Source organism: Kosakonia sp. YIM B13588 (genome assembly GCF_042788165.1).
Lineage (GTDB): Bacteria > Pseudomonadota > Gammaproteobacteria > Enterobacterales > Enterobacteriaceae > Kosakonia > Kosakonia sacchari.
The window spans coordinates 174,824-185,411 of the sequence record NZ_JBHZPO010000011.1 but is presented as its reverse complement, the minus strand read 5'-3'; the positions used below and the strand labels follow the sequence as shown (position 1 = coordinate 185,411).

Sequence of the window (10,588 nt, the reverse complement as noted above, 5' to 3'; positions counted from 1 at the left end):
CCTGTTAGGGCGCGGCTGGTAAGAGAGCCTTATAGGCGCATCAGAAAAACCTCCGGCTATGCCGGAGGATATTTATTTTACTTCACTTGCTGGCCTGCTTTTGCGCCGCTATCAGGGCTTAACAGGAAGATATCTTTCCCGCCAGGGCCGGCGGCCATCACCATCCCTTCGGAGATACCAAAACGCATTTTGCGCGGTGCCAGGTTGGCGACCATCACCGTCAGGCGACCAATCAGCGCGCTCGGATCCGGGTACGCGGAACGGATGCCGGAGAAGACATTGCGTTTTTCGCCATCCAGATCCAGCGTCAGGCGCAGCAGCTTATCGGAACCTTCAACGAACTCGGCGTTTTCAATCAGCGCCACGCGCAGATCGACTTTCGCGAAATCATCAAAGTTGATGGTTTCCTGAATCGGGTTATCTGCCAGCTCGCCGGTGACCGGTGCGGCAGCCGCTTTCACTTCCTCTTTTGAGGCTTCCACCAGTGCTTCTACCTGTTTCATTTCGATACGGTTGTACAACGCTTTGAAGGCGTTAATTTTGTGGCCGAGCAGCGGCTGGTTGATGGCATCCCACTCAAGCGTCGTATTGAGGAACGCTTCGGTGCGCTCCGCCAGCGACGGCAGAACCGGTTTCAGCCACGTCATCAGCACGCGGAACATGTTCAGCCCCATGGTGCAGATGGCTTGCAGATCGGCGTCGCGGCCTTCCTGTTTTGCCACCACCCACGGTGCTTGTTCGTCAACGTAACGGTTCGCCACGTCGGCCAGCGCCATAATTTCGCGTACCGCTTTGCCGAACTCACGACTCTCCCACGCTTCGCTAATGGTCGCTGCCGCGTCGGTAAAGGTTTTGTACAGCGCAGGATCCGCAAGCTCTGCGGCCAGCACGCCGTCGAAACGCTTATTGATAAAACCGGCGTTACGGGAAGCGAGGTTAACCACTTTATTTACGATGTCGGCATTCACGCGCTGGATGAAATCTTCCAGGTTGAGATCGATATCATCGATGCGCGAAGAGAGTTTCGCCGCGTAGTAATAGCGCAGGCTGTCGGCGTCGAAATGGTTCAGCCAGGTGCTGGCTTTGATAAACGTCCCGCGCGATTTGGACATCTTCGCGCCGTTCACCGTCACATAGCCATGGACGAACAGGTTGGTCGGCTTACGGAAACCGCTGCCTTCCAGCATTGCCGGCCAGAACAGGCTGTGGAAATAGACGATATCTTTACCAATGAAGTGATACAGATCGGCGTCGGAATCTTTCTGCCAGTACGCGTCGAAGCTGGTGGTATCGCCACGTTTGTCGCACAGGTTTTTGAACGAACCCATATAGCCAATCGGCGCATCCAGCCAGACGTAGAAGTATTTGCCCGGCGCGTTCGGGATTTCAAAACCGAAATAGGGCGCATCGCGGGAGATATCCCACTGCTGTAAGCCGGATTCAAACCACTCCTGCATTTTGTTTGCCACCTGCTCCTGCAGCGCGCCGCTGCGCGTCCACGCCTGCAACATTTCGCTGAATGACGGCAGATCGAAGAAGAAATGCTCAGAATCACGCATCACCGGCGTCGCGCCGGAAACCACCGACTTCGGCTCAATCAGCTCGGTCGGGCTGTAGGTTGCGCCGCACACTTCGCAGTTATCGCCGTACTGATCCGGTGATTTACATTTCGGGCAGGTGCCTTTCACAAAACGGTCCGGCAGGAACATGCCTTTTTCCGGATCGTAGAGCTGAGAGATGGTGCGGTTTTTAATAAAACCGTTCTCTTTCAGGCGGGTGTAGATAAGCTCCGACAGTTCGCGGTTCTCGTCGCTGTGCGTCGAGTGGTAGTTGTCGTAGCTGATGTTAAAGCCAGCAAAATCGGTCTGATGCTCCTGACTCATGTCCGCAATCATCTGCTCCGGGGTGATCCCCAGTTGCTGGGCTTTCAGCATGATCGGCGTGCCGTGGGCATCGTCCGCACAGATGAAGTTGACCTCGTGGCCGCGCATTCGCTGGTAACGGACCCAGATATCAGCCTGGATGTGCTCCAGCATATGGCCGAGGTGGATGGAGCCGTTGGCGTACGGCAGTGCGCACGTTACCAGAATTTTCTTCGCGACTTGAGTCATAGTAGGCATTACATCTTCTTGAGAAAAAGGGGGGAGAAATATTACCAAAAAGGTAAATATTGCGCCACGCGAGAAGGCCTTTTGGCGCGTTTTAATCCAGATAAGGTTTTTTGGGTAAAGATTGCTCCCTCAGTACTAAGGGCTTTAAGAACGTTTCAATCCCTATATGAATACATGAGTAATAATTAACCCATGCGTTAACGGCATTTATCCGTAAATGAATAATTGTTGCCCGTGGGGTAAACTTGCTGGCTACAATGTCGTTTTCAGAACAACTACAAAGGAGTCGGGATGAGTTCGCAATCCCAGGCCAAATCCCCGGAAGCGTTACGCGCGATTGTCACCGGGACGCTGGCCGATTTTCAGCACCCAACCCTGAAGCACAATCTCACCGCGCTTAAAGCGGTGCACCATGTCGCCTGGCTGGATGACACGCTGCACGTCGAGCTGCTGATGCCGTTTGTCTGGCGCAGCGCGTTTGAAGAGTTAAAAGCGCAGTGTAGCGCCGAATTGCTGCGTCTGACCGGCGCGCGCGCCATCGACTGGAAGCTGTCGCACAACATCGCTACCTTAAAACGTGTGAAGAACCAGCCTGGCGTAAACGGTGTGAAAAACATCATTGCCGTCAGTTCCGGCAAGGGTGGGGTAGGGAAATCCTCCACGGCGGTAAACCTGGCGCTGGCGCTGGCGGCGGAAGGGGCGAAAGTCGGTATTCTCGACGCCGATATTTATGGCCCGTCGATCCCGGTTATGCTCGGTGCGGAGCATGAGCGTCCGACCTCGCCGGACGGCACGCATATGGCGCCGATTATCGCCCACGGTCTGGCGACCAACTCGATTGGTTACCTGGTCACCGATGATAACGCCATGGTGTGGCGCGGCCCGATGGCCAGCAAAGCGCTGCTGCAACTGTTGCAGGAATCCATGTGGCCGGATCTGGATTACCTGGTGCTGGATATGCCGCCAGGCACCGGTGATATCCAGTTGACGCTGGCGCAAAACATTCCGGTGACTGGCGCGCTGGTGGTGACAACGCCGCAGGATATCGCGCTGATCGACGCCAAAAAAGGCATCGTCATGTTCGAGAAAGTGGAAGTGCCGGTGCTCGGGATTGTTGAAAACATGAGCATGCATATTTGCAGCAACTGCGGTCATCACGAACCGATTTTTGGCACCGGTGGTGCGGAAAAACTGGCCGAACAGTATCACACCGAGTTGTTGGGTCAGATGCCGCTGCATATTTCGCTGCGTGAAGATCTGGATAAAGGCACGCCGACCGTGGTGAGTCGCCCGGACAGCGAATTTACCGCTATCTACCGTCAACTTGCCGGGCGCGTAGCCGCGCAGCTTTACTGGCAGGGCGAAGTCATTCCTGGCGATATCGCGTTTCGCGCGGTGTAAGCCAGTCAACCTCTCCCGTTCGGGAGAGGTTTTTTACTTCTTCAGATAGTGCATCAGCACGTAATCCCCTTCCGGCGAAACGCCCTGTGCTTCGATATGCCAGCCGTGGTGCTGATAAAACGCCAGCGCGGCTTTGTTATGCTGCAGGCATTTCAGCGCACCGGTGCCGGTAAAGGTAGATTGCGCATGTTTGAGCAGTGCGCTGCCGACGCCTTTGCCCTGAAAGGCCGGGTCGACAAACAGGTTGTGCAGGAAATTGTCGTTTTCATACACCGAGGCGAACCCCAGCCGGTGGCCCTCTTCTTCGGCGACCCAGATGGTTTCATCGAGCGTGGCGGCGTCAAAATCTTCCAGCCGCCAGTCGCTGCCATCAAGCCAGTGCCAGCTCGCTTTGCGGGCGTGTAAAAAAAGGGTGCGTAAAAACGGTCTGTCACTTTCCTGCCAGCGGCGAATAATCATTCAGCTCCTGGTTTAGCGATGGTAAAAGATGTCGCCGTTATAGGCTTTGAGGATTTTGCCTTCGGCATCGGTGATAAGTACATAGTTGCCGCCCATGTAGGTCCAGTGGCTACCGGCTTCGGGGGCTGGCAGGTTACGCAATTGCCACTGTTTAATGTTGTATTCTTCGCTGCGGTACATCGCCGGTACGGTATCGCCAATGGTGAATTTCGTAAAGTCAGCGACAAATTCGTTAATTTCGTAAGATTGCGGCCCGGTTGCGCCTGGCGTAGCGGTTTGCGGTGCGGCAAAGGCCGTCGAGGCGGTTGCCAACAGCGCGCCCAGAAGCATCATTTTTGTTTTACTCATACTCTCTCCAGGTTGTTCTTATACATTTCACGCGGTTGCATAAATAGCACGCCATCATTGCCGTTAACTGACAGCGGAGCAACCACCAAAAAATAACGCTTTGGTAAAAAGTGTAAGCAAACCCAGGGCAGAGCAGGAAAAGCGGACGGCGATTTTCGCTATCCGCTTGTAACCTTTGAGAATAATCCTGGCTAATCGTCAGTCAGCAAACCCTTCCAGCACGATTTTGCCCACCGCCCGCTGGCTTTCCAGCAGCGCATGGGCTTTGCGCAGGTTCGCGGCAGTGATGGTGCCAAAGTGCTCGCCAAGCGTGGTTCTTAACACGCCTTCATCGATCAACTGCGCCACGCGTGAAAGCAACTGGTGCTGGGCAATCATATCGTCAGTGGTGAACATTGAGCGGGTAAACATAAACTCCCAGTGCAGCGAAATGCTCTTCACCTTCAGCGGCAGCGCGTCCAGGCTTTGCGGATCATCAATCAGCGCCAGTTTACCCTGCGGTTTCAGGGCATTAATCAGCTGCTGATAATGCTCTTCAGTATTATTGAGGCTGGCGACATGTGAAACTTGTTTGACGCCGATGCGCGCCAGCTCTTCGGTCAGTGGTTTGCTGTGGTCAATCACATAATGCGCGCCCAGTTCTTTTACCCACTGCTGGCTGGCGGGGCGGGATGCCGTACCAATCACCGTTAAGCGGGTTAACTTACGCGCCAGCTGCGTCATGATCGAGCCTACGCCGCCCGCCGCGCCAACAATCAGCAGCACATCATTTTCGCTGCCGCCCTCTTTGATGCCAAGACGGTCGAATAACAACTCCCAGGCGGTAATGGCGGTTAAGGGCAGTGCGGCGGCGGAAGCGTTATCCAGCGTTTTCGGTTTGCGCGCCGCGATGCGTTCGTCCACCAACTGGAATTCGCTATTGCTGCCGGGGCGGGTCAATGCGCCGGCGTACCACACTTCATCGCCCGGCTGGAACAACGTTACCGCTTCACCCACGGCAGTCACCACGCCAACGGCATCCCAGCCCAGTATGCGCGGTGCATCGGCGTTAAAACCGGCGCGCACTTTGGTGTCCACCGGGTTGACGGAAACGGCTTTCACTTCAACCAGCAAGTCGTGGCCGCTGGCGGTCGGTTGTGGCAGTTCAATGTCGGTAAGAAAATCCAGATTGCTGCCGTTCTGCGCGGCGCGGGTAATAGCGATAGCTTTCATCATGGCTCCGTTAATGCGTTTTTAGTGTCGATGCAGATAAGGGTAGTCAAAGCCTATCTGATGAAAAACACGCAAAACGGAGCAGCACTTATCCTCGATGAGTGAAAATCAATTGATCTGGCCATCCGGGGAGTCCGGGTTTGGCACCGGAATATCGGCGCTGACGCGCAGATCCTGGTCGTCGAAAATCATGCAGTGGCGGCTATCAAAGGCGAGGGTAATTTTCTGCCACGGACGGAAATGGACATCCCCCGGCAGCAGAATTTTTATGTTGTCATGGCCGTAGCATTGTCCGAACAGGTAAGTGTTATTACCCAGCCGTTCCACCACTTCACACTGAAATTCCAGCGGCGTGCCGCGCGTGACATCCGTCGATAGATGCTCCGGGCGAATGCCGAGCGTGATCGAAGCACCGGGTTCCAGGCGCGAGGTGTCGATACCGAGCGTTAATTGATGCCCCTGCGCCAGCGTGAGAGTCACTTCGCCGGGTTGCCAGGCTTTAACCGTTGCGGGCAGGAAGTTCATCTTCGGCGAGCCGATAAATCCGGCGACAAACTTGTTTTTCGGGTTGTAATAGAGCGACATCGGCGAGCCCATCTGCTCGACATTGCCGTAGTTCATCACCACGATTTTATCCGCCAGCGTCATTGCCTCCACCTGATCGTGGGTGACATACACCATGGTGGTTTTCAGCTCCTGATGCAGGCGCGCAATGTGCAGGCGCATCTCAACGCGCAGTTCGGCGTCGAGGTTTGAGAGCGGCTCGTCGAACATAAATACGCGCGGGTTGCGCACAATCGCGCGGCCAATGGCGACGCGCTGGCGCTGGCCGCCGGAGAGCTGTTTCGGTTTTCGGTCCAGCAGGTGGCTCAGTTGCAGGGTTTTCGCCACCATCTCCACCTGGCGGCGGATCTCCTCTTTCGGCACTTTGTTCACTTTCAGCCCGTAGCCCATATTTTCCGCCACGGTCATATGCGGGTAGAGCGCGTAAGACTGGAACACCATCGACACGCCGCGATGCGCCGGCGCGACATCATTCATCACTTCGTCACCAATCAACACTTCGCCTTCGCTGACCTCTTCCAGACCGGCAATCATGCGCAGCATGGTGGATTTGCCACAGCCGGAAGGGCCGACAAATACCGCGAATTCGCCATCATCAATCGACAAATTGACATTGTTCAGCGTCACCGTGTCGCCAAACCGTTTGGTGACATTCCTCAGTCGTATATTGGACATCAACGTTCCCCGAATGTAGTAGCCGTTATTTACCGTTTATGCCGTGCGCTGAGTGTTTTTGTACTACGTATAACAATCATCTGGCGTTGCTGCGTAACGGCGAAAAATCTTGCTATGACTATAACTTCCAGTGTTTTTGCGCCCTATATCGAATTTTCATTTCTGTAATGCCGGTCACATAACTCACCGTTTATGCTCGTTTTATTAATTAGTAAAGCGTAGCGTATAACAAATTCAATAAGGCGGATGAATACGTCTTAAACCCTGCAATATCAGGTGCTTTATTTAAAGGGTATTCTGGTGCTGCGCCATAAAAACCACAAAATTGTTATACCTTGACATGAGGTTGATAATGAAAAAGAACATACTTACTGCACTGATCCTCTCTGCACTCGCCGTTGGCCAGACGGTTAGCCTGTCGGCGCACGCCGCCACCCGACAGCTGAATGTCTGGGAAGACATCAAAAAGTCGGTCGGCATTCAGGACGCCGTAAAAGATTTCGAACAAAAGTACGACGTCAAAGTTAATGTGCAGGAGATGCCCTACGCGCAGCAGCTGGAGAAATTACGCCTTGATGGCCCGGCCGGGATTGGCCCGGATGTGCTGGTCATTCCCAATGATCAACTGGGTGGCGCGGTGGTGCAAGGGTTGCTGACGCCGCTGAATCTGGATAAAGAAAAAGTTGACGCCTTTACGCCTGCGTCCATCAACGCCTTTCGTCTGGATAACACTCTGTATGGTGTGCCGAAAGCGGTGGAAACCCTAGTGCTTATCTATAACAAAGAACTGATTGATAAGCCGCTGCAAAGCCTGCCGGAATGGCTCGACTATTCGAAAAAACAGCGCGCGCAGGACAAATACGGGCTGCTGGCCAAGTTTGACCAGATCTATTACAGCTGGGGCGCCATCGGGCCGGAAGGCGGCTACCTGTTTGGTAAAAACGATAAAGGCGGCTTCAACCCTCAGGATATTGGCCTCAATAAACCGGGCGCGGTGGAAGCTGTCACTTTCCTGAAAAAATTCTACGCCGAAGGCGTGTTCCCCTCCGGCATCCTCGGCGATAACGGCCTGAACGCCATCGATTCACTGTTTACCGAGAAAAAAGCCGCAGCGGTAATCAACGGCCCGTGGGCGTTCCAGCCGTATGAAGCGGCGGGTATCAATTACGGCGTCGCGCCGCTGCCGAACCTGCCGGACGGCAAGCCGATGAGCTCGTTCCTCGGCGTGAAAGGCTATGTCGTTTCAACCTGGAGCAAAGACAAAAAGCTCGCCCAGCAGTTCATCGAATTTATCAACCAGCCGCAGTACGTGAAAACGCGCTATATCGCCACGCGTGAAATCCCGGCGCAGAAAGCGATGATTGACGATCCGGTTATCAAAAATGACGAAAAAGCCAGCGCAGTAGCGGTACAGGCGGCGCGCGCGACGGCAATGCCGGGCATTCCGGAAATGGGCGAAGTGTGGGGGCCGGCAAACGCCGCGCTGGAGCTGAGCCTGACCGGCAAACAGGAACCGCAGGCGGCGCTCGATGCGGCCACCAAACAGATCCATATGCAAGTTGAAGCGATGCAGGCCAGTAACCAGTAACCGCGTGTTGTTGCGAAACGGGAGGGGCACCTCCCGTTGTTGAAAAGGAGTCGTACGTGATTATCAGTCCCAGCGAAAATTTTGCCAAAACGCGTTGCGCAGGTCGACATGCGTGGTGCGGGCTGCTGCTGGCCGTTGTGCCGGGTTTTGGTCAGTTTTATCACCGCCAGTGGTTCAAGGGCCTTATCTTCCTGGTGCTGCTTAGCAGCTTTATGGGCATTTTTTACGATTTTCTGCGTGAAGGATTGTGGGGGTTATACACCCTTGGCGAAGAAGTCCCGCGGGATAACTCCATTTTCTTACTGGCGGAAGGGATTATCAGCGTACTCATCATCGCCTTTGGCGTGATGGTCTATTACCTCTCGCTGCGCGATGCGTGGGTAAACGGTAAAAAACGCGACGCAGGAAAACCGCTCAACAGCGTGCGCAAACAGTACCAGATGTTGCTCAGCGACGGTTTCCCGTATCTGATGATCACGCCAGGCTTTATTCTGCTGGTGTTCGTGGTGATTTTCCCGATTCTGTTCGGTTTCGCCATCGCTTTCACCAACTACAACCTTTACCACACGCCGCCGGCCAAACTGGTGGACTGGGTGGGATTAAAGAACTTCGTCAACATCTTCACCTTGTCGATCTGGCGTTCAACCTTCTTTGATGTGCTGCAATGGACGGTGGTCTGGACGCTGCTGGCTACCACGTTGCAGTGTTCCGTTGGCGTGCTGCTGGCAATTCTGGTGAACCAGAAAGATCTGCGCTTTAAGCCGCTGGTACGCACCATTTTTATCCTGCCGTGGGCGGTGCCGGGATTTGTCACCATTCTGGTGTTCGCCGGGATGTTTAACGATTCGTTCGGCGTGATTAACAATGCCATTCTCGCGTTCTTCGGCATTGCGCCGAAAGCGTGGCTGACGGATCCGTTCTGGACCAAAACGGCGCTGATCATGATGCAAACCTGGCTCGGTTTCCCGTTTGTTTTCGCCATGACCACCGGCGTGTTGCAGGCCATTCCTGACGATTTGTACGAGGCGGCGAAAATGGATGGCGCGGGCACCTGGACACGGCTGCGCACCATTACGCTGCCGTTGGTGCTGTACTCGATTGCGCCAATCATCATCACCCAATACACCTTCAACTTTAACAACTTCAACATCATCTATCTGTTTAACAACGGCGGCCCGGCAGTCGCGGGGGCGAACGCGGGTGGGACGGATATTCTGGTGTCGTGGATTTACAAGCTGACGATGTCCTCCTCGCAGTACGCGATTGCAGCGACCATCACCATTTTGCTGTCGATTTTTGTCGTCGGCCTGGCGCTGTGGCAGTTCCGCGCGACCAAATCCTTTAAAAACGACGACATGGCATAAGGGAGGAAAAATGGCTCAATCACAAAGTATCCGCCGCGAGAAGTGGATCCGCCTGACGCTCTCCTGGCTGGTTATCGCGCTGGTATCGCTGATGATTATCTACCCGCTGGTGTGGACGATTGGCGCGTCGCTGAATGCCGGTAACAGCCTGCTCAGCACCTCGATAATCCCGGAAAACCTCTCGTTTCAGCACTATGCCGATCTGTTTAACGGCCAGGTCAACTACCTGACCTGGTACTGGAACTCAATGAAGATCAGCCTGCTGACAATGGTGCTAACGCTTATCAGCGTCAGTTTCACCGCCTATGCCTTTTCCCGCTTTCGTTTTAAAGGGCGGCAGAACGGGCTGATGCTGTTTTTGCTGTTGCAGATGATCCCGCAGTTTTCGGCGCTGATCGCCATTTTTGTGCTGTCGCAACTGTTGGGCTTAATCAACAGCCATATGGCGCTGGTACTGATTTATGTCGCCGGGATGATCCCGATGAATACCTATTTGATGAAAGGCTATCTCGATGCCATTCCGCGCGATTTGGATGAGTCCGCACGCATGGACGGCGCGAGTAACTTTCGCATTTTTATTGAGATCATCATGCCGCTGTCGAAACCGATTGTCGCCGTGGTGGCTCTCTTCTCTTTCACCGGGCCGCTGGGGGATTTCATTCTCTCCAGCACCATTTTGCGCACCCCGGACAAATACACGCTGCCGATTGGGCTTTACAACCTGGTGGCGCAAAAAATGGGCGCCAGTTACACCACCTACGCGGCGGGCGCGGTTTTGATCGCCGTTCCGGTGGCCATTCTTTATCTGGCATTGCAAAAATACTTCGTCTCCGGCCTGACCTCCGGCAGCACCAAAGGATAACCAC

General features: G+C 54.4%; 9 protein-coding genes. 4 read left to right on the top strand and 5 right to left on the bottom strand.

What is annotated here, in order from left to right:
* Nucleotides 1-77 precede the first annotated feature (77 nt).
* On the bottom strand, nt 78-2,111 hold the full coding sequence (gene metG / locus ACFX4U_RS18385; protein WP_313506894.1) for a methionine--tRNA ligase: 2,034 nt from the start codon (nt 2,109-2,111) through the stop codon (nt 78-80).
* 291 nt (nt 2,112-2,402) lie between these two features.
* Between metG and apbC the strand changes: the two genes are divergently transcribed.
* A complete protein-coding gene (gene apbC / locus ACFX4U_RS18380; protein WP_017459824.1) occupies nt 2,403-3,512 on the top strand; it encodes an iron-sulfur cluster carrier protein ApbC in 1,110 nt (369 codons plus the stop codon).
* A 33-nt stretch (nt 3,513-3,545) separates the two neighbouring features.
* Here apbC and ACFX4U_RS18375 read toward each other — a convergent pair whose 3' ends face one another.
* The 4 genes from ACFX4U_RS18375 to ACFX4U_RS18360 form a co-directional block, all read right to left on the bottom strand.
* The gene (locus ACFX4U_RS18375) at nt 3,546-3,971 is read right to left on the bottom strand and encodes a GNAT family N-acetyltransferase (protein WP_305735537.1); all 426 of its coding nucleotides are present in this window, start codon (nt 3,969-3,971) and stop codon (nt 3,546-3,548) included.
* A 12-nt stretch (nt 3,972-3,983) separates the two neighbouring features.
* Entirely contained in the window at nt 3,984-4,319 is a 336-nt protein-coding gene (locus ACFX4U_RS18370) for an RcnB family protein (protein ID WP_200550425.1), read from the bottom strand.
* A 198-nt stretch (nt 4,320-4,517) separates the two neighbouring features.
* Nucleotides 4,518-5,531, bottom strand: a complete 1,014-nt coding sequence (locus ACFX4U_RS18365; RefSeq protein ID WP_349350653.1) for a zinc-binding alcohol dehydrogenase family protein — start codon at nt 5,529-5,531, stop codon at nt 4,518-4,520.
* Nucleotides 5,532-5,639: 108 nt separating this feature from the next.
* Nucleotides 5,640-6,770: an ABC transporter ATP-binding protein gene (locus tag ACFX4U_RS18360; RefSeq protein ID WP_200550426.1), complete on the bottom strand. Its 1,131-nt coding sequence runs from the start codon at nt 6,768-6,770 to the stop codon at nt 5,640-5,642.
* 352 nt (nt 6,771-7,122) lie between these two features.
* On the opposite strand from ACFX4U_RS18360, the gene ACFX4U_RS18355 reads away from it, so the two are divergent.
* The 3 genes from ACFX4U_RS18355 to ACFX4U_RS18345 are packed head-to-tail and all read left to right on the top strand — an operon-like array spanning nt 7,123 to nt 10,584.
* Nucleotides 7,123-8,358, top strand: a complete 1,236-nt coding sequence (locus tag ACFX4U_RS18355; RefSeq protein WP_313506690.1) for an extracellular solute-binding protein — start codon at nt 7,123-7,125, stop codon at nt 8,356-8,358.
* A 56-nt stretch (nt 8,359-8,414) separates the two neighbouring features.
* Nucleotides 8,415-9,722, top strand: coding sequence for a sugar ABC transporter permease (locus ACFX4U_RS18350; protein WP_313506691.1), 1,308 nt, complete (start codon nt 8,415-8,417; stop codon nt 9,720-9,722).
* 10 nt (nt 9,723-9,732) lie between these two features.
* A complete protein-coding gene (locus tag ACFX4U_RS18345) occupies nt 9,733-10,584 on the top strand; it encodes a sugar ABC transporter permease (RefSeq protein WP_020454348.1) in 852 nt (283 codons plus the stop codon).
* Nucleotides 10,585-10,588 lie beyond the last annotated feature (4 nt).

Excerpts from the sequence above, each read along its gene's own strand:
- ACFX4U_RS18370 (WP_200550425.1), bottom strand. The coding sequence starts at position 4,319 with ATGAGTAAAACAAAAATGATGCTTCTGGGCGCGCTGTTGGCAACCGCC.
- ACFX4U_RS18355 (WP_313506690.1), top strand. The coding sequence starts at position 7,123 with ATGAAAAAGAACATACTTACTGCACTGATCCTCTCTGCACTCGCCGTT.
- metG (WP_313506894.1), bottom strand. The coding sequence starts at position 2,111 with ATGACTCAAGTCGCGAAGAAAATTCTGGTAACGTGCGCACTGCCGTAC.
- apbC (WP_017459824.1), top strand. The coding sequence starts at position 2,403 with ATGAGTTCGCAATCCCAGGCCAAATCCCCGGAAGCGTTACGCGCGATT.
- ACFX4U_RS18345 (WP_020454348.1), top strand. The coding sequence starts at position 9,733 with ATGGCTCAATCACAAAGTATCCGCCGCGAGAAGTGGATCCGCCTGACG.
- ACFX4U_RS18360 (WP_200550426.1), bottom strand. The coding sequence starts at position 6,770 with ATGTCCAATATACGACTGAGGAATGTCACCAAACGGTTTGGCGACACG.
- ACFX4U_RS18365 (WP_349350653.1), bottom strand. The coding sequence starts at position 5,531 with ATGAAAGCTATCGCTATTACCCGCGCCGCGCAGAACGGCAGCAATCTG.
- ACFX4U_RS18375 (WP_305735537.1), bottom strand. The coding sequence starts at position 3,971 with ATGATTATTCGCCGCTGGCAGGAAAGTGACAGACCGTTTTTACGCACC.